At 48.5% G+C, this 22,863-nt stretch carries 24 protein-coding genes; 15 read left to right on the top strand and 9 right to left on the bottom strand.

The features are described 5' to 3' along the window. Nucleotides 1–96: 96 nt before the first annotated feature. The 5 genes from IAE48_RS01260 (at nt 97) to IAE48_RS01240 (ending at nt 4,174) form a co-directional block, all read left to right on the top strand. Nucleotides 97–882 carry a helix-turn-helix transcriptional regulator gene (locus tag IAE48_RS01260; protein ID WP_200133195.1) on the top strand — a complete coding sequence of 262 codons (786 nt, stop codon included), beginning with the start codon at nt 97–99 and terminating at the stop codon, nt 880–882. Between the two features lie 203 nt (nt 883–1,085). After that, complete coding sequence (locus tag IAE48_RS01255; protein ID WP_200133194.1) at nt 1,086–1,910, top strand: ABC transporter substrate-binding protein; 825 nt, start codon at nt 1,086–1,088, stop codon at nt 1,908–1,910. A gap of 2 nt (nt 1,911–1,912) precedes the next feature. Further along, nucleotides 1,913–2,734: an amino acid ABC transporter ATP-binding protein gene (locus IAE48_RS01250; protein ID WP_023481742.1), complete on the top strand. Its 822-nt coding sequence runs from the start codon at nt 1,913–1,915 to the stop codon at nt 2,732–2,734. Beyond that, complete coding sequence (locus IAE48_RS01245) at nt 2,734–3,492, top strand: amino acid ABC transporter permease (protein ID WP_200133193.1); 759 nt, start codon at nt 2,734–2,736, stop codon at nt 3,490–3,492. The genes IAE48_RS01250 and IAE48_RS01245 overlap by 1 nt, the downstream gene beginning before the upstream one ends. After that, the gene (locus IAE48_RS01240; protein WP_200133192.1) at nt 3,482–4,174 is read left to right on the top strand and encodes an amino acid ABC transporter permease; all 693 of its coding nucleotides are present in this window, start codon (nt 3,482–3,484) and stop codon (nt 4,172–4,174) included. The genes IAE48_RS01245 and IAE48_RS01240 overlap by 11 nt, the downstream gene beginning before the upstream one ends. On the opposite strand, the gene IAE48_RS01235 is transcribed toward IAE48_RS01240, so the two are convergent. Together IAE48_RS01235 and IAE48_RS01230 are read right to left on the bottom strand one after the other, a co-directional pair. Continuing rightward, nucleotides 4,157–4,603, bottom strand: a complete 447-nt coding sequence (locus IAE48_RS01235; RefSeq protein WP_054802901.1) for a DUF441 domain-containing protein — start codon at nt 4,601–4,603, stop codon at nt 4,157–4,159. The two genes, IAE48_RS01240 and IAE48_RS01235, sit on opposite strands and share 18 nt — an antisense overlap. Before the next feature lie 11 nt (nt 4,604–4,614). Beyond that, complete coding sequence (locus IAE48_RS01230) at nt 4,615–5,121, bottom strand: YbaK/prolyl-tRNA synthetase associated domain-containing protein (protein ID WP_200133191.1); 507 nt, start codon at nt 5,119–5,121, stop codon at nt 4,615–4,617. Nucleotides 5,122–5,518: 397 nt separating this feature from the next. Here IAE48_RS01230 and IAE48_RS01225 point away from each other — a divergent pair, with 397 nt between their 5' ends. Further along, nucleotides 5,519–5,845, top strand: a complete 327-nt coding sequence (locus tag IAE48_RS01225) for a four-helix bundle copper-binding protein (RefSeq protein WP_200133190.1) — start codon at nt 5,519–5,521, stop codon at nt 5,843–5,845. Nucleotides 5,846–5,898: 53 nt separating this feature from the next. Here IAE48_RS01225 and IAE48_RS01220 read toward each other — a convergent pair whose 3' ends face one another. The 6 genes from IAE48_RS01220 to yeaG all read right to left on the bottom strand — a co-directional run bounded on the left by IAE48_RS01220 (nt 5,899) and on the right by yeaG (nt 12,757). Further along, on the bottom strand, nt 5,899–6,636 hold the full coding sequence (locus tag IAE48_RS01220) for an ankyrin repeat domain-containing protein (protein WP_200133189.1): 738 nt from the start codon (nt 6,634–6,636) through the stop codon (nt 5,899–5,901). Between the two features lie 33 nt (nt 6,637–6,669). After that, a complete protein-coding gene (locus IAE48_RS01215) occupies nt 6,670–6,873 on the bottom strand; it encodes a hypothetical protein (protein WP_200133188.1) in 204 nt (67 codons plus the stop codon). A 102-nt stretch (nt 6,874–6,975) separates the two neighbouring features. Next, complete coding sequence (locus IAE48_RS01210; RefSeq protein ID WP_042714625.1) at nt 6,976–7,470, bottom strand: MarR family winged helix-turn-helix transcriptional regulator; 495 nt, start codon at nt 7,468–7,470, stop codon at nt 6,976–6,978. Between the two features lie 250 nt (nt 7,471–7,720). Then, nucleotides 7,721–9,265, bottom strand: a complete 1,545-nt coding sequence (locus IAE48_RS01205) for a methyl-accepting chemotaxis protein (RefSeq protein ID WP_200133187.1) — start codon at nt 9,263–9,265, stop codon at nt 7,721–7,723. A gap of 211 nt (nt 9,266–9,476) precedes the next feature. Next, a complete protein-coding gene (locus IAE48_RS01200; protein WP_023481649.1) occupies nt 9,477–10,754 on the bottom strand; it encodes a YeaH/YhbH family protein in 1,278 nt (425 codons plus the stop codon). A 68-nt stretch (nt 10,755–10,822) separates the two neighbouring features. Next, entirely contained in the window at nt 10,823–12,757 is a 1,935-nt protein-coding gene (gene yeaG, locus IAE48_RS01195; protein WP_042714617.1) for a protein kinase YeaG, read from the bottom strand. A gap of 88 nt (nt 12,758–12,845) precedes the next feature. On the opposite strand from yeaG, the gene IAE48_RS01190 reads away from it, so the two are divergent. From IAE48_RS01190 to IAE48_RS01170, 5 genes are all read left to right on the top strand, one after another. After that, a complete protein-coding gene (locus tag IAE48_RS01190; RefSeq protein ID WP_200133186.1) occupies nt 12,846–14,774 on the top strand; it encodes a recombinase family protein in 1,929 nt (642 codons plus the stop codon). 766 nt (nt 14,775–15,540) lie between these two features. Beyond that, the gene (locus IAE48_RS01185) at nt 15,541–16,020 is read left to right on the top strand and encodes an HNH endonuclease signature motif containing protein (RefSeq protein ID WP_200133185.1); all 480 of its coding nucleotides are present in this window, start codon (nt 15,541–15,543) and stop codon (nt 16,018–16,020) included. Between the two features lie 73 nt (nt 16,021–16,093). Continuing rightward, complete coding sequence (locus tag IAE48_RS01180) at nt 16,094–16,555, top strand: hypothetical protein (RefSeq protein ID WP_200133184.1); 462 nt, start codon at nt 16,094–16,096, stop codon at nt 16,553–16,555. Between the two features lie 466 nt (nt 16,556–17,021). Then, on the top strand, nt 17,022–17,765 hold the full coding sequence (locus tag IAE48_RS01175) for an HNH endonuclease (protein WP_200133183.1): 744 nt from the start codon (nt 17,022–17,024) through the stop codon (nt 17,763–17,765). Between the two features lie 82 nt (nt 17,766–17,847). Beyond that, nucleotides 17,848–18,321 carry a hypothetical protein gene (locus IAE48_RS01170; protein ID WP_200133182.1) on the top strand — a complete coding sequence of 158 codons (474 nt, stop codon included), beginning with the start codon at nt 17,848–17,850 and terminating at the stop codon, nt 18,319–18,321. Between the two features lie 256 nt (nt 18,322–18,577). Here IAE48_RS01170 and IAE48_RS01165 read toward each other — a convergent pair whose 3' ends face one another. Continuing rightward, the gene (locus IAE48_RS01165) at nt 18,578–19,246 is read right to left on the bottom strand and encodes a hypothetical protein (RefSeq protein WP_200133181.1); all 669 of its coding nucleotides are present in this window, start codon (nt 19,244–19,246) and stop codon (nt 18,578–18,580) included. A 648-nt stretch (nt 19,247–19,894) separates the two neighbouring features. Here IAE48_RS01165 and IAE48_RS01160 point away from each other — a divergent pair. The 4 genes from IAE48_RS01160 (at nt 19,895) to IAE48_RS01145 (ending at nt 22,847) form a co-directional block, all read left to right on the top strand. Further along, nucleotides 19,895–20,452, top strand: a complete 558-nt coding sequence (locus IAE48_RS01160) for a hypothetical protein (RefSeq protein ID WP_200133180.1) — start codon at nt 19,895–19,897, stop codon at nt 20,450–20,452. After that, nucleotides 20,452–20,814 (top strand): hypothetical protein, encoded by a 363-nt coding sequence (locus tag IAE48_RS01155; RefSeq protein WP_200133179.1) that lies wholly within the window; start codon nt 20,452–20,454, stop codon nt 20,812–20,814. Before IAE48_RS01160 ends, IAE48_RS01155 begins: the two co-directional genes overlap by 1 nt. Before the next feature lie 672 nt (nt 20,815–21,486). Then, the gene (locus tag IAE48_RS01150) at nt 21,487–22,020 is read left to right on the top strand and encodes a hypothetical protein (RefSeq protein ID WP_200133178.1); all 534 of its coding nucleotides are present in this window, start codon (nt 21,487–21,489) and stop codon (nt 22,018–22,020) included. A gap of 188 nt (nt 22,021–22,208) precedes the next feature. After that, complete coding sequence (locus tag IAE48_RS01145) at nt 22,209–22,847, top strand: hypothetical protein (protein WP_200133177.1); 639 nt, start codon at nt 22,209–22,211, stop codon at nt 22,845–22,847. Nucleotides 22,848–22,863: the final 16 nt, after the last annotated feature.

The following is a 22,863-nucleotide window of genomic DNA, read 5'->3' as shown; positions in this document are numbered from 1 at the left end:
GTTCTCATTCATAAACAGAGGGCACTACGATAGCGTTTTTCACCGCTGTTTGAATCAAGCTAAAATGACACTTTATCGCTAAATTCGGACAACTTTATGCACGACTTAGCCTTAGCGGGCTTCGATCCCGACAGCCAGCAGGAAGCCGCCGTCGCCTTTCACATCCGTATGGCGGCGCACGAGCAGCGCATTCCCGCGCATCATCACCGCAAAGGGCAGTTGATCCTCGCCTTAAAAGGGGCGATCACCTGTGAAGTGGAGAATGCCCGCTGGATGGTGCCGCCGCACCACGCCATGTGGCTTCCGGGTTTTGTGCCGCACAGCAATCACGCCACCGCCAATGCGCAACTCTGCTTTCTGTTTATTGAAAGCTGGGCGGTGGTAATGCCGGAGCACTGCTGCACCCTCAAAATCTCGTCGCTGGTGCGCGAGTTGATCCTGCAACTTGCTGCCCGTTCAACCGCTGCACGGCGTGAGCCGCAGACCCAGCGCCTGATCCAGGTGCTGTTTGATGAGCTCCCCCATCAGCCGCAAATGCAGCTCCAGCTTCCCGTCTCCATGCACCACAAGATCCGTCAGATGGTCGAGACGATGGAGCAGGCCCCGGCGGAGCGGCAGACGCTGGCGCAATGGGCGCAGCGTTTCGCCATGAGTGAGCGCAACCTTGCTCGCCTGGTGGTGAAAGAGACAGGGCTGAGTTTTCGCCGCTGGCGACACCAGTTGCAGCTGATCCTCGCCCTGCGTCTGTTGATTGAAGGACACAGCGTGCAGCATATCGCCCAGACGCTGGGGTATGACTCAACCACGGCGTTTATCACCATGTTTAAAAAGGGATTGGGGCAGACGCCGGGGCGCTATCTGGCAACGCTTGGCGAGCAGTAATATTTTTTCCTGCCAAGTCCACTTATGTTGTGTGGAATTAAATCGTTTATAGCGCCCGAAACAAAAGGATAAGTCATTAATATCGCGAAACTGTTTTTAATAACTTTTTCAGATATTCAATGCACTTTTTGATATTTGTGTGATGAAAAACCTTATGTGACTTTAACGCGGCAATAACACAATAACCGGGCATAAGGATTAGCATGGCAACTTCATTACACACAAAAAACATCGTTGCGCTCAGCGCGCTGGCGCTGCTTTCGGCGCTCTCCTTCTCCGCGCAGGCAGACAAGCTGGCAGATATTAAAGCCGCAGGCGTCGTTAAAGTCGCCACTTTTGACGCTAACCCGCCCTTTGGCGCGATCGACCCTAAAACCCACGATATTGTTGGCTACGACGTCGATTTTGCAAAAGCGCTGGCGAAAAGCCTCGGCGTTAAGCTGCAACTGGTTGCCACCAACCCGGCGAACCGTATTCCGCTGCTGCAATCCGGCAAGGTCGACCTGATTGTTGCGGATATCACCATTACCCCGGAGCGGGCGCAGGTGATTGATTTCTCTACCCCTTACTTTGTCACCGGCCAGCAGTTCCTCGTTCCGGCCTCTTCACCAGACAAGCTTGATGCCTACAGCAAAGCGCGCATCGGGGCGGTAAAAGGCACCACCGGCGAGCAGGCGCTGCATCAGCGCTTCCCGCAATCCCGCGTGCTGGCCTATGACGATATCCCGCTGGCGTTGACCGCACTGCGTAACGGCAACGTGCAGGCGATCACCCAGGACAGCACCATTCTGGCGGGGCTGCTGGCGGGCGCGCCGGACAAAGCGAAGTTTAAGATCCTGCCCGATCTGCTGTCGAAAGAGGAGATTGGTGTCGGCGTCAGCAAAGGGGAGAGCGCCCTGCTGAACAAAGTTAACGAAGAGCTGGTGAACCTCGAAAAGAGCGGTGAAGCAGCGAAAATTTATGACACCTGGTTTGGCCCGCAAACGAAAACTCCGGCTCCGCGTAGCTTTACCATAGAAGCGAAATAACGATGTTGGCAGGTCTCTTCTCTTCCTCTGCGGCAGATGCCGCAGGGGCGTTGCCCGTGCAAAAAGGCACGGTAGTGTTTCGCCAGGCGAGCAAACGCTTTGGCGACAACGTGGTGCTGAAAGCGATTGATTTACAGGTTGCGGCGGGAGAAGTGGTGGCGGTATGCGGCCCTTCCGGCTCCGGGAAATCGACGCTGATCCGCCTGATTAACCAGCTCGAAAACCTCTCCAGCGGCGAGATTTTTGTTGATGGTCAGCCCACCAGCCAGCTCACCGGCCGTAAGTTGCGTGAGTTGCGCCGCCATGTTGGCTTCGTTTTCCAGCAGTTCAACCTCTACGCCCACCTCACCGCGCTTGAGAATATCACCCTCGCGCTGCGCCACATTCACGGCAAAAGCGCTGCCGAGGCGCAGCAGATTGCGCTCGCGCTGCTGGCGCGCGTTGGCCTGCAGGAGAAAGCGCAGCACTACCCGGCGCAGCTCTCCGGCGGTCAACAGCAGCGGGTGGCGATTGCGCGCACCCTGGCGGCCGACCCGCACATTATCCTGTTTGATGAGCCGACCTCGGCGCTCGATCCAGAGATGATTGGCGAAGTGTTGCAGGTGATGAAATCGCTGGCGCACAGCGGCATCACCCTGATTGTGGTCACACACGAGATGCAGTTTGCGCGCGAGATCGCCGACCGGGTGATTTTTATCGACGGCGGCGAAATTCTTGAGCAGGCCGCGCCCGCCGACTTCTTTACCGCGCCGCAGCATCCGCGCGCGCAGCGTTTTCTGCAAAAGGTGCTTAACCCGCTGCATGCCGATAACAAGGAGTTGTAATGGCACTGCATCTTGACTGGGCGGGTGTGTTAAGCGGCCAGCCCGCAGCGTGGATCCTCTCCGGCTTTCTCACCACCGTATGGGTCACGCTGGTGGGCATGATCCTCGCCACCCTGCTTACCGTGCTGCTGCTGGCGCTGCGTCTGGCAGGGGGCCGCGTGGGACGCGGCGCGGTGGCGGCATGGGTGTCGCTGTTTCGTAACACACCGCTGCTGGTGCAGCTGCTGTTCTGGTATTTCGCCGCATGGAACGTTTTGCCGCTGGCGGTTCGCCAGTATGTAAACGATGAACACGCCTTTAGCATTCTGCCGGGCGATGTCTGGTGGTTTACCCCAGAGTTTCTCTCCTCTGCCTGGGCGCTTGGGCTCTTTACCGCCGCTTTTCTGGTGGAGGAGATCCAGGCCGGGCTGCTCGCTGTGCCGCGCGGTCAGGTGGAAGCGGCGCAGTCGCAGGGCTTCAGCCCGCTTGCGATCTTCCGTTGGGTGCTGTTGCCGCAGGGGCTACAGAATGCCTGGCAGCCGGTGGTGGGGCAGTATCTCAACCTGATGAAACTCTCCTCGCTGGCGACCGGGATTGGGCTGGGCGAGTTGACCTACCAGACCCGACAGATTGAGAGCTTCAACGCCCACGCGCTGGAGGCGTTTGCCGTGGGCAGCGCGCTCTATCTGCTGCTTGGGCTGCTGATGAGCGTGCTGTTTAACCTGCCGCGCCACTGGCGCTCACTGCGCCACGCCACGGAGGTGCCGCGTGATCGCTAATATCACCGTCATTACCGATAACCTCGACTACCTGCTGTGGGGCAGAGCCGCGCAGGGTGAGCCGGGCGGCGTGCTGCTGTCGCTGTTAATGACTATTGGCGCGGCGGCACTGGCGTTTCCCGGCGGTATTCTGCTGGCGTGCTGCGCCTGGCGTTTTCGCGGCTGGCCGCGCAAGGTGCTGTTTCTGTGGGCGGAGCTGATTCGCGGTATCCCGCTGATCTTCGTTATCTTCTGGCTCTGGTTTTTACTGCCGTGGATAACCGGGGCGGATCTGCCCGGCGCGGTAACGGTCACGCTGGCGCTGGCGTGGTTTACCTCGGCCTCGGTGATGTACTCGACGCTGGCAGCACTGGGCGCACTCCCGCGCGGGCAGTATGAAGCGGCGCTGAGCAGTGGTTTTTCCAGCGCACAGATCCTGCGTCGCGTGTTGTTGCCGCAGGCGTTACGCAACGCGCTGCCGTCGTTTATCGGCTTGCTGATCGCGCTGCTGAAGGACACCTCGCTGGCCTTTATTGTTAACGTCCCGGAGCTGACCACCGTCGCCGGGCAGGTGAACAACCGGGTGCAGGTCTATCCGGCGGCGCTGTTTATCTTCACCGGGCTGGTCTACTACCTGCTGTGCAGCGCGCTGGAGTTTGGCGTGAAGCGCTGGCAGCGGCGGCTTTCACTGCCGGCCAATTAGCAGCGATACCAGGCCTGCGGCAATCAGTGGCCCGACCGGCACGCCCCGGAACAGGGCCACGCCTAACACCGTTCCCACCAGCAGCCCTGCGACCAGCGAGGGCTGCGAACTCATCAACGTAACCCCGCGCCCGCCCAGCCATGAGACAAACACCCCGACGGCAATCGCCACCAGCGATTTCCAGTTGGCAAAGGAGTGCAGCAGCGTCGAGGGCGGCAGCGATCCACTGGCAATCGGTGCCATCACGCCAATCGTCAGAATGATAATGCCGACCGTCAGCCCCTGCTTTTCGATCCACGGAAAGAAGGTGTTGAGCGGTGTGACGCGCACAATGATCAGCACGAGGATCGAGACCGCAACGGTGGTGTTATGGCTGACAAAGCCGAGCGCGGCGAGGGCGAGCAGAATAAACAGCGTGGTATCAAACATGCAAAGCGTCCTTACTCTGCGCTCTCGCGCCTGAAATCGACCAGCGCTGGCTGGGCGATGCGCAAATAGTCGTGTGTATTCATGATCACTGATTTTTCCAGCAGCCCGGCGTTAAAGGCGATCTCATCGAAGCGCTGAAACAGCACCGGGTCGGCAACCAGGTCAAGGTCAGGGTGAAAAGAGAAGGGGGGAATGGCACCAAAAACGCAGGCGGTAAGGGCATCGACCTCCGCCGGGCTTGCCAGCGACGCTTTCAGGCCGCCAAAGTGTTGTGCTAAGCGGCTGAGATCGGCCTGCAGGTCGGCGGCCAGGATCGCCAGCACATGTTTTTTCACGCCGTTGCCTTTGATTTTACACACCAGCGCTTTAGCACCCTGGCCGAGGGCGGTACCGCGAATTTCACTTACCGCTTCACATTTGCCGACGGCATCATGCTCAACCACGCGAAAGCGTGCCTGTTGCTCAGTAAGAAGTTGAAGTAGATGCGCGTGGATATCGCGGCTGGCAATCTCAGACATGGTCGCTCCCGGAAAATGTAAAGAAGTTTACATTACCTCACATCGCGGGGGCTGAAAATAAAAATGCCGCCCCGGGGGGCGGCTAAAAAATACAAGCACTACAAACAATTCGTTGTGTGTACGGAAAAATCGGTTCTAAGCCCTGGTGGGCTTTACTCGCTCACATTACCAGCCGCAGCGATGACTCCCGCTGCGCCTCAAACTTCAATGACGATAATGTGCCACATGCTGGTGGCGGCAAGAGGGTAAATAAACCCCGTTTTTACGTCTATTTCTGCCTATCACCGGCAAATTTCGCTTATGTTACGTCATCTTAGGCGCAGCTCTGACAAAAATGGCGATCTCAGGTGGCTTAACTAGACTTAGAGATTCACTTATCCACATCGGGAGTGTGACTATGGCTAATGAATATCAGTCATGTATTGATGCCTGCTATCAATGTGCCGAAGCCTGCGATCGCTGTGCGGTCTCCTCTCTGCAGGAGCCGCGTCTTGAGATGATGAGAGCGTGCATTAAAGCGGATATGGAGTGTGCGGCGCTCTGCCGCGTGACCGCGCAGCTATTAAGCCTTGAGAGCGAGCAAGCGAAGCAGGTGTGCCGCATTTGCGCTGACGCCTGCCGCGCCTGTGCCGAAGAGTGCTCGAAACATCAGCACGATCACTGCCAGCAGTGCGCCGCAGAGTGTCGCCGCTGTGCCGAAGTCTGTATGCAGATGACCGCTTAAGACGCCTGGCAGGCAAATGGAACGGGAGGGTGGCGTCAGCAACGCGCCACGCCCTACGCCCCGTGGCTTTTAAGCCTCTCGTTCACCTTGAATAGATTGTGGTAGAACTCGCCCTCTTTTTTAATCTCCGCCAGACGTTCACTGACCATCTGCCTGAAGGAGTCACCCTGGTGATTGCGCAGATCCGGGTCAGCACCCTTATCCAGCAGAAGCGCGATCTTGTCGAACTCGGCACCATAAAACGCCTCGGCCAGCAGTGTGTTGCCGAGCGAGTCACGGCTGTTTACATCCGCACCGCGTGCGAGCAATAGCGCCAGCGTGGCGTTGTTTTTCGCTCTGATGGTCGAGAAGATTAGCGGCTCAGCGTAACGCTTCTCGCGGGCGTTAGCATCCAGCCCACCGTCAAGCATCGCTTTCAGCCAGATATCCTTATCGCCCATCGCCACCATTTCTGCCGGGCTCCAGGATTTATCCTTCTGCGGCTGCAGCGGGTCTGCACCCAGGCGCACCAAATCCGTGACGATCTGCAACCGCTCAGGCGGGTTGCCATTATAAAAAGACTCATTGAGGGCAAAAAAGAGGATCGTCAGGTCTTCATTTCCTGGCGTGCTAAGATCCGTCTTTTTTGCCAGACGCAGGATGGTGTAGCGATCTCCAGCCTGAATCGCCTTTGCCAGCATCAGCTGCGCGCCCGAAAAGTGCTTTTCAGGCTCGATTTTTTTCAGGCTCTTACAGCCGGGCAGCAGCGTACACAGCAGAGTGAGCAGGAGAGTGGAGAGTAATTTTTTCATGTCGTTTCCCCCGTAGAGCGGGGTTTACATCCTCTACGAGTGCTTTTTGGGCTGTAACAGCGCGACGGCCTGCACATAAACCGCCTTTGCGGCACCGACGGCTTCACCTTCGCAGGCAATAAGGTGCGCCAGAATATTACCCTTGTTTAGGGTGCGCCCGGCGCGAAGCACCGCTTGTGCTGCGTTGCCTATTGCGGCATGGACGGCGTCGTTGTCGTCTGAGTGGGAAATTGTCACGCTCTGTTCCTCGGGATGCTAATCCAGTTGGTGGCTTATCTGTGCGCCGGTGTTTATGGTGCGTAGCCACTGGTCGCCTCGCCTGAGGCACAAAAAAATGTGTCAGGGCAGAGCTTTTAAAAGTTTTTCACGCAGCCCGCTAACCCGGGTTGCCAGGTCAGATAACTCTGCAAACGGCGTGTCCATTACCGAGATCATATCGGCGGGAACGCCGGCGGCGTCGATCTTTAACTGCTGCCCCTGTTCGGTCAGGGTGATCAGCACCCGCCGCTCGTCGCCTTGCGTATCGCGTTTTCTGGCGACCAGACCGGAGGCCTCAAGCCTTTTCAGTAGCTGGCTTAGCGTGCCGGAGTCCAGCTGAACGCGCGCGCCCACTTCCGACACCGTCACGTTATCTTTTTCCCACAGCGCCAGCAGCACCAGATACTGCGGGTAGGTCAGCCCAAGCGGTTTCAGCCGTGACTGGTAAAGCCGGGTCATCGCCAGCGAGGCGGAGTAGAGCGCGAAGCAGAGAAATTGATCCACGGTCACCGGCGCATTGCCCGGGGCCGGCAGGTCATCACTCTTATCGCTGTCGTTATTTGCGTCGATACACATAAGCAATATGGGCCTGTTGCAAAGATGGAATTCTCTCTCTGAATAGCGGCAACGGATTCAGGGAGGCTGGCATGTTCACGTCGGATTAAAAGAGGCGCAGGGGAAGAGGAAAAAACGGCCTGCGCGTCGGTTGTCAGAGCGAAGTATTGAGTCTAATTATGTTGACGTCAACCTAATTAAGGCTGGTGTATGAATCAGAGGCAAAACCGCGCCGCCATTATGCTCTTTTCAGGCGGCGCGCTGTGGCCGATTAGAGGCGGAAAGTGTCCACCATGCCGCGCAGGGCATGCGCCTGAGCAGAGAGCGACTGCGACGCGCTGGAGGACTCCTCCACCAGCGCGGCGTTGTTCTGCGTCACGCCGTCCATCTGGCTGACCGCCAGGCTGACCTGGCTGATACCCTGCATCTGCTCCGAAGAGGAGAGGGAGATATCATCCATGGCGTCAGCCAGATCGCCGACCATGCCCACCACCTTCAGGATGTTGTCACCGGTGTCGGCGGCTTCAGCGACGCCATCTTCCACCTGGGCTACCGCCTGTTCGATCAGCGTTTTGATATCCAGTGCCGCACTGGCACTGCGCTGCGCCAGGGTTCTCACTTCCCCTGCGACGACGGCAAAGCCGCGTCCCTGATCACCGGCGCGGGCCGCTTCGACCGCGGCGTTCAGCGCCAGGATGTTGGTCTGGAAGGCGATGCCTTCGATTACGCTTGTGATCTCACGGACTTTTACCGCGCTCTGGGAGATGGCGTTCATGGTCTGCGACATGCGCCCCAGCTCCTCACCGCCGGTGCGGGCAAGGGTGGCGGTGGTGCGGGCAGTGTCAGCAGTCTGGCGCGCGCCGTCGGCATTGCTTTTTACCGTAGCGGTCAACTGCTCCATACTGGCGGCCGTCTCCTGCAGGGCAGCGGCCTGCTGCTCAGTACGGGATGAGAGTTCGGTGTTGCCCTGCGAGATCTCATCGGCCGCTGATGCCACCGAGACGGAGGCATCGCGGATATCAGAGACCAGGCTGCGCAGATTGGCCTGCATACCGGCAAGAGAAGCCAGCAGGCTGCTGCTGTCGTTGCGACGCAATGCTACCGGCGAGCTGAGATCGCCCCCGGCAATCGCCGCCGCAAGGGTCTGCGCCTGGGCGGGTTCGCCGCCGAGCTGGCGCATCAGCACGCGCACCGTAATCATACAGGTTGCCACTGCCAGTAAGATCGACAGCCCTGCCAGCCCCATCAGGATCATCGCCGTACGGGAGATATTTTCACCGTTCTCCGCGAGCGTATCGCGGCTTAACTTCATCTGCACATCCGTCAGTGCATTAAGGGCGTCCAGCAGCGCTTTTTGCGCCGGGCGGGCGGTGTTCATCAGGTAGGTGGTGGTCTCCTCCTGGCGATTTGACAGCCCCAGTTTTCCCGCTTCCATCAGCGTCGACAGGGCCGCAGGCTCTGCGGCAACAATGCGTGAAAGCGCCGCTTTGCCTTCGTCGGAAACATTTGACGCCATGCTCTGCTCCAGCAGTTCACGGTTATGGATGAAGAGTTCGCGCTGATCGTTCAGTCGCTTCCACTCCGGCTGCATCTGAGCCGGGTCTGTCAGCAGGGCGAGGTTACGCACGGCGATAGCCATATCGCGCGCGCTGCCCCGCATATCCAGCACCAGATCGTAGCGCTTCATTTTGGAGTTAACGGTGTCGTTCATACTGTCGCGCGCTTGCCACAAGCCCTGCAGTGCGGTTGCCGCACAAAGGATAAATAACACAATAATCAAGCCAAACCCTACGCTCAGGCGTGTAGAAATTTTCATCAGTTTTCTCATCCTATTTATGGTGTGGAGCACTATCGGCAAGCAGACGAGAAATCATTAGGGTTGAAATCAATCAAAATGTGTTCAATTGTGTCGTGCGTTAGTTAATTGCGGGTTTTGTAGATTTTGAGGACGGTTAAGTAAGTTAAGTTGCGGCGTCAGGAGGCAGGGAAATAGCCAGTTATTTTCATTTAACTGGCTGATTTAGCGGTTAATTTGAGGCGTTTTGTTTGTGAAACAGCTCACGGAATACCGGGTAGATATCATCCTGGTCACGAATATGCTGGATAGCGAAATTATCAAACATCGTTTGCAGATGTTCATACTCGCGCCACAGCGTCTGGTGCGCCCGACGGGTGATCTCAATATAGCTGTAGTAACGCACCACCGGCAGGATCTTCTTCGCCAGTATTTCGTGACACAGGGGTGAATCATCCGCCCAGTTATCGCCATCGGAAGCCTGTGCGGCGTAGATATTCCACTGCCCAGGGTCGTAGCGCGCTTTTACCACCTCATCCATCAGTTTCAGGGCGCTGGAGACAATGGTGCCGCCCGTCTCCTGCGAGTAGAAGAACTCATGTTCATCCACCTCTTTCGCCTGCGTGTGGTGGCGGATATAGACCACTTCAACGTTTTTATAGGTCCGGCTCAGGAAGAGGTAGAGCAGGATATAGAAGCGCTTGGCCATATCTTTGGTGGCCTGATCCATCGACCCGGAAACATCCATCAGGCAGAACATCACCGCCTGGCTGGAGGGCTCCGGGCGTTTTTCATAATTCTTATAGCGTAAGTCGAAGGTGTCGATAAAGGGCACTCGTTCGATTTTCGCCCGCAGCTCGGCAATCTCTTTGCGTAAACGCTCCTCCTCCAGCAACTGCGCTGGCTCGCTTTTGGCGACGGTCTCCAGATTACTCTCCAGCTCGCGCAGTTCGCGACGTTTACCGGCCGTCATCGCCGTGCGGCGGGCGAGGGAGTTTTGCAGCGATCGCACGACGCTGATGTTTGCCGGTACACCGTTGGCGGTATACCCGGCGCGGTGCGTTTTGTACTCGTTCATCTGCCGCTGCTGGTTTTTTTGCAGGTTTGGCAGGGCAAGATCTTCAAACAGCAGATCGAGATACTCATCTTTCGAGATCTGGAAAACAAACTCATCCTGGCCTTCACCATCCTGGCTGGCGTCGCCCTGACCGCTGCCTCCGCCACCGCCGCCGCCCTGCGGACGTTCGATGCGATCGTTGGGCACAAAATGGTCGTTCCCCGGGTGAACGCGATGGCGTAAGCCGCCGCGTCCCTGGTGGAACATCGGTTCGCTAATATCTTCCGTCGGGATTGAGACAGACTCGCCGCTCTCGACATCCGTGACCGATCGTTTATTGATCGCCCCGGAAATGGACTGCTTTATTTGCGCTTTGTAACGGCGCAAGAAGCGCTGACGGTTCACCGCGCTCTTGTTTTTGCCGTTCAGACGCCGGTCAATGAACCAGGTCATAGTTCCCTCCCGCTGCGTATGCCAACTTTGCAACAGACCGCGCACGGGGCGCGGCCGGGGTGGTGCTGTTATGAGGATTTACGAACCCGCAGATACCATTCGCACAGAAGGCGCACCTGCTTGCGGGTATAGCCTTTCTCCATCATGCGGTCGACAAAGTCATCATGTTTTTTCTGCTCGTCGGTCGAGGTTTTGGCGTTAAAGGAGATGACCGGCAGCAACTCTTCGGTATTAGAGAACATTTTCTTCTCGATAACCGTGCGCAGTTTTTCGTAACTGGTCCAGTTCGGGTTGCGACCGCTATTATTGGCGCGGGCGCGCAGCACGAAGTTGACGATCTCATTACGGAAATCTTTCGGGTTGCTGATCCCGGCCGGTTTCTCAATCTTCTCCAGTTCCGCATTAAGGGACTCACGGTCAAACAGCTGTCCGGTGTCGGGATCGCGGTACTCCTGATCCTGAATCCAGAAATCGGCGTAGGTGACATAACGGTCGAAAATGTTCTGCCCATACTCCGAGTAGGATTCGAGATAGGCGGTCTGGATCTCTTTCCCGATAAATTCGGCGTATTTCGGGATCAGGTAGCCTTTGAGGAACTCGAGATAGCGCTCGGCCTGCTCCTGCGGGAACTGTTCGCGCTCAATCTGCTGCTCCAGCACATAGAAGAGGTGCACCGGGTTGGCCGCCACTTCCACATGGTCGAAGTTGAACACCCGCGAGAGGATCTTAAAGGCGAAACGCGTTGAAAGGCCGTTCATCCCTTCGTCGACACCCGCGTAATCACGGTACTCCTGATAGGATTTCGCTTTCGGATCGGTATCTTTCAAACTCTCGCCGTCGTAAACCCGCATTTTGGAGTAGATGCTGGAGTTTTCCGGCTCTTTCAGACGCGACAGGATAGAGAAGCGCGCCAGCGTTTCCAGCGTCCCCGGCGCGCATGGTGCGTGGGAAAGCTCAGAGTGATTAAGCAGCTTTTCGTAAATCTTCATCTCTTCCGAGATGCGCAGGCAGTAAGGCACCTTGACGATATAAACACGGTCGAGGAACGCCTCGTTGTTTTTGTTGTTACGGAACTGCACCCACTCCGATTCGTTGGAGTGAGCAAGAATAATGCCGTTAAACGGCAGGGCGGAGATCCCCTCGGTGCCGTTGTAGTTCCCCTCCTGGGTGGCGGTCAGCAGCGGGTGCAGCACCTTAATTGGCGCTTTAAACATCTCGACGAACTCCATCACCCCCTGGTTGGCGCGGCAGAGCGCGCCGGAGTAACCGTAGGCGTCCGGGTCGTTTTGCGCATGGTTTTCCAGTTTGCGGATATCGACTTTACCCACCAGCGCGGAGATATCCTGATTGTTCTCATCCCCCGGTTCGGTTTTGGCGATGGCAATCTGCTCCAGAATCGACGGCCACACTTTAACGACGCGGAATTTACTGATATCGCCGCCAAACTCATGCAGCCGTTTTGCCGCCCACGGCGACATAATGGTGCCGAGATAGCGGCGCGGCACGCTGTACTCTTTTTCGAGGATCTGCGCGTCTTCCTGCGGGTTAAACAGGCAGAGCGGATGGTCGTTGACCGGGCTGCGTTCGCCATTGGCGCTCAGCACGTAGATCGGCACGCGCTGCATTAAGGATTTCAGGCGTTCAGCCAGCGAGGATTTACCGCCGCCGACCGGGCCGAGCAGATAGAGGATCTGTTTCTTCTCTTCAAGCCCCTGCGCGGCGTGCTTGAGGTAAGAGACAATCTGCTCGATAGCTTCTTCCATACCATAGAACTCTTCAAACGCCGGGTAGCGTCCGATAACCCGGTTCGAAAAAAGACGGGAAAGCCGTGGCTCCTGAGCGGTGTCAACCATCACGGGCTCACCAATGGCCATCAATAGCCGTTCTGCCGCGTTAGCATAGGCACTGCGATCTTGCTTACAGATGGCAAGAAACTCCTGCAGTGTGAACTCTTCGTCCTTGGCAGCTTCATAGCGCTGGCGATAGTGATCGAATATATTCATGGCATGCCGTCCTGTTGTAATCTGTGGGAACATTTTACAGCTATCAGCTTTTTGTACTTTTAGCGTCGGAAACCAACGGGATAAAAATATGCTCCGTCCAATAAGTTATGAACGCGTCTCTACTTTTCAGCAAGTGGAGATGGGAAAAGGTTTGGTGGACCAGCGGTCTTCATTGACTGCATTTTTAGATAAAAATGCTGATAAGTTCACGGATGAGAGGGTTTTTATAACGGACGAGGGCGTGTCGGCATTCAAAAATGCTAACATTGCTCCTGAGTCGAGTCTCGGTAAATTTTTACAAGATATACGTGATAAAAAATACGGTAAAGGTGATGCTCTGATTGTATGCAGTCTGGATCGTCTCAGTCGCCGTTCAAGCTGGTCAGAGAACACAATACAGTTCATTGTTGCGGCGGGTATCGTTATCTATGACATATCTACCGATGTAGTTTTACGTGATGATGACAGTTTTTCAAAAATACTCATGGAAATTATTCTCCAGCGTTCGCATAACGAATCGCTAATGAAGTCTGTACGTGCAAAAGTTGCATGGCAGAACAAAGTACAACGTGCAGTAGCGAATGGTGAGGTTGTATCCAATCGTATGCCGTTCTGGCTAGAGAACATTGATAACAAGTACTCGGTCAATCAGGAACAGGCAGAACTAATCACACGCTGTTTTGAATGGTACAAGCAGGGATTTAGTACAGGTGAGATTGTTAAGCGTATTGATGACCCAAAATGGCAGATGGTGCGAGTATCTAGATTGATACGTGATCGCCGTCTTTTAGGTGAGCACAAACGTTACAATGGCGAAGTGATCCCGAACGTCTATCCCAAAATTGTTGATGATGAATTATTCATCATGGCAAATCGCATGATGGATACGGTGATGACAGAGAAGAAAAAACCTGCTGAGGATCTTCTTCTTGAACCGGAAGTAGTTAAGACAATTTTTTCACTATACGAATCGGGGTTAGGTTCTGGGGCTATAGTTAAGAGGTTGCCCGATGGGTGGAGTACTGTAAATGTACTTAGAGTACTCAGAGACAAGAGAGTAATAGCTCAAAAGATCATTGATAACTTATCATTTGAACGGGTGAATGAAAAACTAAACAAAAATGGCGTAGCTAATCGCATTAGAAAGGACGTCACTATAGCCCAAGATGATTACATTACTAATCTGTTTCCTCGAGTACTCAAATGTGGTTGTTGCAATGGCAATATAGCTATTCATTATAACCATGTACGTACAAAATATGTAATTTGCCGTACTCGTGAAGAAAAGAAACGGTGCGATGCAAAATCGATACAATATACGAGGATTGAAAAGAACATTTTGAGTACAGTTCTTAATATTGATTTCTCAAAGTTTCTTGAAGATAACCCTAGTGAAATTAGCAACGATGAAGTTTTAAAATCTGAATTGTTGGCCTTACGACAAGAAGAACAAATTTACCAGCGTAAGATATTAAAACGAAAAGAAGAGGGAAAAAAAGCATCATTACCATTGATGGATGGTCTAACTGATGTACAAGATCGAATCGATGATTTGATTACACAAATCAAACAAGTTTCAAATGTGCAGGATATACCAAAACTAGATTATGATCTTGACAGTATACTTGACCCAATGAATGTGGAACTAAGAGCTAAGGTTCGGAAAGAACTTAAGCAGGTACTCTCTAAAATCACATATAGGGTTATAGAGAAATTTATATTGCTCGAATTGCATTACTTCACGGATGTATTGAAACATATACTAATTATTGATAACAAACGTGGCGGTGGTACGCTTCAAACACAGCTATGTATTCGTCGTGTAGATGGTGGTATTTGGTATGAGGCACCTTCATTCAAACTTGAGGTTAATGAACGAGAGTTAGTGTTGGTACATGACGGTGACATTAATATCATTGAGTACTCATTGCTACTGAACTATGTTGACACAATACAGACAGCAAAGAATGTTGCTGAGTGGATGCGTAATCAATTCAGTTTTCTGACTTATAATTAATATCCGCATTTGCGGGTGTTTTTCTCCTGTATCTACTAAATACTGAAAATAATCAGATACAGGAGGAAACGCAAATGACTAACTTTCTAATTGAGATACTCGCTACACTAATCTATATGTTCGTACTATTCCCAATGTTCATAGTGCTGAATTTCTTTTTTATGATTCTGGTAGTACTTCTACTTCCACTAAAGATACCAGTAATAAATAGATGGGTTAGAAACTACCTGAAACGGGAAAAATAAACATGGTATAATATAGGTATAAAGCACTTAATGCTTTCTCTCAACTTCTTCAGTACTCCCAGATTGAATCAACAATAAGAATTTAAAATTCGTGAAACGATTTTAAATAAAATCCTATACTAAAAATGTCTTCACATATCTCGCATGTTTCGAAGAATAATAATAAATAATATATAGATTGTGACTCATCTATCTTTCCATTGAAAAGAAACCCTACGCCGTAGGGTTCTTTTTACATGGGGTTTATTACGAAATCGAAATCATTAAATAAGGAAAAATAAATGAAAAACAAAAAGGATGTAAAAACTAATTGTGTGACTGTGCGATTGACTGACGCTCAAGTTATCGCATTGCAGGAACTATCTAAGAGTGGAGTCTGCGACCGCGAAACACTTGCAAGTGCTTTTCAGTACTTACTAAACCGACACATTATTCTAAAAAAGGGCTAACTCTCACAGGCCAAGTAGATGTGAGAAACGCGATCAAAGGAATTGACGCGTTAATTATAAAAGGAAGTTCAAATGAAAAAATGGAAGAAAACACAGTATGAAAACTACATAGTAAGCTCTGATGGTGAGGTTTTTAATACTAAGACAAAAAGAAAACTTAAAAACTCATTAAGTAAATCTAATGGGTATTATAAAGTCTCATTATCTGTAAAAGGATATGGTAGTAAAGTTATTGAGGTACATCGTCTTGTAGCCGAAGCATTTATACCACGCAATCAGTCGTTGAACTTAGTAGTTGATCATATTGATGATAATCCATTAAACAATAAAGTTAGTAACTTACAATGGATTACTCAGAGAAATAACATTGCAAAAATCAAAAAAAGAAAGCCTGGTGTTCGTTTTACAAAAGAAGAGAAAGAAGAGATTATTAGTACTTACAAAACTGGCGAGTACTCATTGATTGGAATAACAAACTATTTCAATAATCTTTGGAATCGTTCAGTATCACGTCAAACTTATACAAGAATTATAAAAAAAGCAGTGCAATAAAATACAAATGGCCTGTAGTGGGTGGAATTACTACAGGCCAATTATTAATTACATTTATACAGGAGTATTTATCATGGCAAAAACCTATTCAAGTTTTGATAATAGAAACATAAAAGCACTAATAAGCCAGTACAAGCTATATAAAGATATCCCATGTGAAGATATCAAAAACATTATGAAGGATTCAGTGGCTAAACTGAATGTGAGGGATAAGATTAGTGTATACGATGTGTTTACAGTATTGAGTAATGAAGATGAAATACGAAATGATTTACTATTCAATACGATCAATCTTATTAAAGTAAAGCAGAATAAGAAACAAGTAAAAGAACGTATGATTAGGTACTACGGGGCAGCGATAACGGATGCAGCAAAACGAATAGAGCAGTATATGATGGAGCACCCAGACGCACTACCAGCACCAGCATATGGGCAAAGAACGCTAACGTATAAAGAGGTAGGTAAGCTATTGGAATTACAAAAACAAGGTAACTTTATTGATGACATGATTGATTACTTAAAGAGCTTGCGTTAACTGTGCATTATTACGGCATATTACGGCATATATCCATGCCGTATTACGGCAGGAAAAGCCCCTCAAACCCGCGTTCTACCATCAATACGGCAACTAAGTATAGAGATACGAAATCCATTCCATTTCATTCCATGTATTTCTTTCTCTATCAGTATTCAATGAAACTGTGACTGGCGTCACGAATACTACTCGTCGTGAACTCCTCGTAGTATTGGTTAGAAACGTTCCGATTTTCTCGCGGGTACTCGAAAAGACGGAAGGCGTTTTTCTTCTCGCTTTGCTCGATAGGTGTTAGGGACAGCAAGTGAAGTACCTAAAATGACTTGGTAAGTACGAAATGCCCCGCCAGTTTCACACCTCTAGCTCCGGTCATTTCCCTTACTATGATGCCATTTGATAACTACATAAAGTACTGGATCAAGTGTGCAATTTTTGTGTACAAAGAGGTACTTAAGAGAGGGATAACATGAACAGAAAACAATTCATCCAGTCGCATGGTGCGACATGTAAAAATTGGACATGGAGTTGGTCGTTTATCAACCATTCCAAGAGGATGGTGATCTTTGGTGCATGGGATGTTCAGAAAGAGCAAGAAAGATCAGTCATACTGAGGGAGCGGTGGAAAACCAAAGTAGTGAATGGCAGGGTAAGAAAAAACTTGGGATATATTCAAGCTGTTGAACACATTCAATTGATAGCTGAAGGTTATGAGCTTTACACGTTTGATATGGAGCAGGGACGAAACGATGAGAATAGAGATGTAGCTGTTATCAAACGGTTCACTCCAAAACTTGAAAAACGTTACCTTCGGAAAGAAGGAACAGTTTGGTATGCAGACTTTTTACCTAATCCATTTCCAGATGAAATTACCTCACCTGAAAACTACGCTGAGGGTGCAAAAAAGCAAGTTACAGTAAACTCCTACGAGCGTGATCCAAAAGCACGACAGGCTTGTATTGACCATCATGGTACTTCCTGCGGCTGTTGTGGGTTTAACTTTGAGAATGTCTATGGTGAACACGGCAAGGGCTTTATACACGTTCATCATATCAAACCGCTACACACAGTAGGCGAGGATTACGAGGTAAATCCAATTACTGATATGGTTCCACTTTGTCCAAACTGTCACGCAATGGTACATCGCGGTAACGAAGTATTAAGTATCGAAAGTTTAAAAGCACTGTTGTTTAAAGACAGCAATCAAATTTGAATTTATTTTAGACTTAATACGACATACTTGAAAAGTTATGAATACAGTATGCTTTAAATTAGACATGTAAGTTGAGAAAAAAATGAGCATAACAACAATAGCAGCTACATATAAAGATGTGTTAACTATTGCTTTTTCGGCGTTGTCATTTATTATTGCATGTACTTCCTTATACTTCTCCGGTAGGACAGCATGGCATGATAGATCAAGGCTAAAAATAACAGCTGACCTTGTTTACGAGACTTTTGATGAGGAACCTTATAAAATCGAGGTGGTAGTGATTAATGTTGGTAGGCGTGATGCAGTTTTGGAAGGGATGCTTTGCCATTATGAAAAAGGCATTAGGAGCCATTCATCTCCAAAAGAGGGCATTGTTATTAAAGAAAAGCAAAGAAAAAAATTTGAATTGGTAAGCTCAGACTTAGTCACGATAGATAATGAATGTGATATTTGTCATTTAGAAGATATAACTATTTTAGATGTGGAGGGGAATGAACATAAAATCCCTAACTCTCACAGACTAATTGCATTACTTAAGCAAGATAAAAAGACTTAAGAATAATTATTTTTGGAATGTTAGGTAAATGTTAGATGCCACTATAGATTGAGGGTTAGAACTACTAACCCACTATAGGGTTTACGAGATGATAAGAATGGAATTTAACACCTACGATGGTGATATATATTACTTCCTCTATTTATATAGGAGGTACGAAAGGGGGAGCACTTTAATGAAGTCCTTATAAATCTTAATATTGAGATGTTAATTATAGCGGTGAGGATACCCCACCGTCTATTGGGAGTTGTGGACTCTAATTAGAGAAAACGAATAAGTTATTCATGTCCTTTTTCAAGGTTGCATGTGCTTCTATTAAACCATCAAATGTATCTACTAATAACTTTCCATAGCTGACATTGTAATGATATCTATCATGAATGTCATTTATATCAAAACTTATCGCTTCCGCCAATGTTCCTAAAGCTATTTGGTTACTGAAGAAATAATTATTGAATATAGCTTCATCTTTTGGCGATACTTTCCAAAAGGTAAGTGATTGCAATTCGCTTTTTAATGAGGCTAACTTAATGTTTAATAGATCGATAACTTCTCGTTCAGTTTTAACTAAATGTGCGAAATTTTTTGGTTCTATATCTGGTTCAGTATTGTTAAGATTGCGTATATTTTCATATGTTTTCAACATCTCCAACGAAAAAAGATCGCAATTAGTCCAGAACTTAGTAACTTGATTTAATGCATTTTCCTTTATTTTAGTTTGAAACCAATTTTTAGCGTTCCATGCTGCATATAGGGCTGCTCCAGCCATAATGAGATTGGCAATAGAACTAACCAAGTCACTAACCGATCCCCACTCGAAACCTTCAGAACCAACAAAGAGTGATTTTATTAGTACTAAAATTACAACAACCAGTAATACTGCTACGGTCGATAAAAGAACGATATTTAATTTTCTACAATCCATCGAAAGTAGTTCCTGAACTCATTAAAGGGGCAAATACTTTACCATCCGAAACACAATCAAGTACACTACACCTTCACGTACTGCTCACATGTTGGGTTTGTTATTTTGGTTGGGGTGAGCAGTACGTGAATCCTCAGAAGGGTAATTCTCCCTGATCGCAGAACCAATCATCCTGTTCACTGCTCTTGTGCATTCGGTACTCAGCAGATAGATATGCTAACCCATCTAAAACACTTTTCAGTGGGGTGTCACAGGTGAGTACAAAACAATCTCGCTCAATAGTGCCTAACCAATATTCCCTGTACTGGTTCTGGAAGAATACCCGATCCCCATAGTGAAATTCTGTTAGTTCAGATCCCCAATAGCAGACAGTAGCCCACCGTCCGAAATGTGAAAACGACTGGGTCCCTCGCGTAATCGAAGGATCGAAACCGTCTTTGCTCATATGCTACCCTCCTCTTTGTTGTTACTGTATATCCGTACAGTATTGCAGTCAGTTTCCCAAAAATCCAGTACCCCATCCAGGAGAGTTACTTATCACTTTGATCAATAAAATTGATCGTTATGATCAATTTTATTGATCAATTTCATTGCCAATATTTTAAAAATGATCAATTATCAATGACTTAAAGCGTAACGGGCAAAGTTATGAACATTGATAATTGGGCAATACCAATAACAAATTTGAACGGTCAGATACTGGCGATTGAGTTGGTCAGCCATGTAGAACGCGATGGAATCAGGCAGATAGGAGTAGTGGAAGAGGAGGTACTTAATGAGCAACTAAGGCTTATAGAAAGCAAGGCCGCATGGTTCAGGGATAACGGTATGTACTGTGTGATTACTACTGGCCGGGTAGAACGCTATGAGTACTTACCATTCCTCCGGCAACTGACAACAGAGGGGAAAGTACATAACCAGCAATGGCTTGATGATCTCGGTGTACATGGCGGTACTGCTATTCACTTGGTTACAAGTGGTTTCGAGGTTGCCCGATTAAATAGAAGGTACACCGAAGAGAACATTGACCGTCTGATCTTTCCAGTACTCATAAAAAGCATCCGCCAGTACTGCGAGAAGGTGATCGTACCCGTCAGAGATAAAACGCATTACCCAATGCTCCGGGAAGCCGGTGTATGGGCAGTACAGGGAGAGTACATGCCAATGCGATTTGAGCAATGTGAGAAATTAATAGGAAAACAATAATGAAAAAATTACTAATTGGGGTGCTACTGACCCTTAGTACTGGCTGTACTACTACACACAGTTTCATGGATAAAGCTTATGTTGGCTATGTAAATAACAAGGCCGTAGTACTGTTTGATGCAGGAACACGTAATGGGGTGAAGTACTATCGTCCTCAGTTCCAGAGTGATTGCGGTCGCATCTATAACAAGAGCTATCAGGATGACAATAGCAGTACTGGTTGCCTCATACGTGATACTCGCATTGCTGAACTTCATCCCTATAGAGAGCATGTAAGTAAGGTAATGCTACATCAGACCGATAGAGTTCACGATTGGTTAGAAGGTGTTAATTCACCCTCCTATATCCCCGACAATCTATAGGGTACGTATGGGAAAGGTAATGGTGATTCTGTTAGTACTGGCTGGGGTACTCTTCAAGATTGCAGGTGAGGATGCACCCCAGCCACAGTACACGGACAATGAGAACCAGAACGCTATGGATTTCGCACAGTCACTAATCAAGGGTAAGTACCCATGTGATATGGTGACTATGTATAGTACTGAGAATGGTACAGGACGTATTGATGTACGGTGTGATGGTAAGTACCAGTATGAGATCATCCGGCATGATGGACACTGGAAGGTATCTGAGAAGTAATTAAAGCCCTGTAAGGTGAGAATCTATAGGGCTTTTCTTTTACCTTGTAAGTACTTTGAAAGAGAAAATGGAAAGTACATTAAAGTACTTTTCAATAAGTCTCAGTACTAATAAGTACTTTGGCGAGTATTTAAATATTATTAGAAGGTATATACAAAGAACGAAAATAAAGTATTCTCAACGATTAAGTACTGCCAATATTAATATTTTCTGAGTTTTCAGTTATTAATTTGTTGTTGCTGCTTTTCAATTAAATCAATGAGTTAAAGTCAAGGGTGGCGAGCTTCAAAAAAAATCTCGAAAATAAATTTGCAAATGTTGTTTCCAGCATTTAAATTTCATCTCACCGAAAGGGCACAAGCGAAATTAACTTAACCTTACAGGAAGAATAAATTATGAAATTACGTAATGGCTATATCTCAGATACTCTCTCACCCATGTTTGATAAATTACTGACCAAAAAATTGCCAGGCTATGCGTTTTCCAGCTCCATGTTTTGTCATGCTGGTATCGATGAACTTGGTGATGATACTGGCGAAACTACATGTTTGTATTGGGTAGAACCACATGATGATGTAGGAACATATCAGTTCTTCATTGCAGATGGACAACTGGTAGTAGCTGATTACTTTGATAAAAATTATGTGTACGGTACTTACTCAAATGCTCAGGAATTTGATGCTCAATATGATCTGGGGGCTGATTATTCTCTTATCATGATTATGATTGAGATGTTATCTGACCATAAAGCCTATGCTTATCTATCATTGGATAGCGAATACATTGATCACCGTGAGCTAATGTCTCGTAGTGGTTGGAATGATCGCCGCATAAAAAAGCATTTCCCAAATGTACAATTATGCGAAATTGACCGGGTTAAGTACTACCCATTGAATCAAGTGCTCGCAATAGAGAAAATAATTGACTAATAAGGGCTATAGTACTAATTAATTCTATAAAAATTACAAAAAGAAGTTAACTATAGTACCCCCATCTATTAAGTACTCTCAATAATAATATCAACACTTATATCGTTGATAGGTGAAGTATCGCTTATAAAAACTATGAGAAGCTTTGATGGGGGAATTATCTAACTTCGTCAATTAGGACAGGATTTATGGATAACATTCAATTCTTCAAACAACACTTTCTATTAGATAGAAGAAAAGATTTTACAGCAACAATTGATCTACGCTACTCAGGTAAACCCGGTTTTGAATTGATTGGGCGTGGTCAGCTAAATGAGGGCTTTGGCTTTCGTCATTACCTGTTAGATGATGGTGAATTCTACGGTATCCGTGATAACCAAACTCGCATGAAACGGAATGGCTATGGTGTTACATCCGTGACTGAATCAAGTAGTTTCTGTGATTACAGCGGATTGATGGATCGCTACTTCGGTACAGTACTTGTACACTTAGCTCTTGAACTACATGCTAAAATAACGGTGAAGTTCACTTCTGATACTGAGTATAAAGCACGAGATCTACCACCATGTTATGTTGGTGAGTTTGGCTATCTCGGTAAGGGGAGAGGGCATTACAAGGTATTCACACCAGAAACAGTGTATGAAGAACAATTACTAAAACAACTGATGCCACCAAATAAGAAAGCAGAAGTAGTACTTACAGATAGAACGATAGCAGTTCTTGATGAACTACCTTATATGCTATCACAGATAATGGATCATGATGAAACGTTTGAATATACATCTGTGTATCAAGGTAAGAACCATACACGTAAATATCAGTACTAAGCATTACATTCCCAAT

The sequence above is a fragment of the Kosakonia sp. S57 genome (genome assembly GCF_016516575.1).
GTDB classification, from domain to species: Bacteria; Pseudomonadota; Gammaproteobacteria; order Enterobacterales; family Enterobacteriaceae; genus Kosakonia; species Kosakonia cowanii.
Note: the sequence above shows the minus strand (reverse complement) of the source record. Positions and strands in the feature narration are given on the sequence as shown.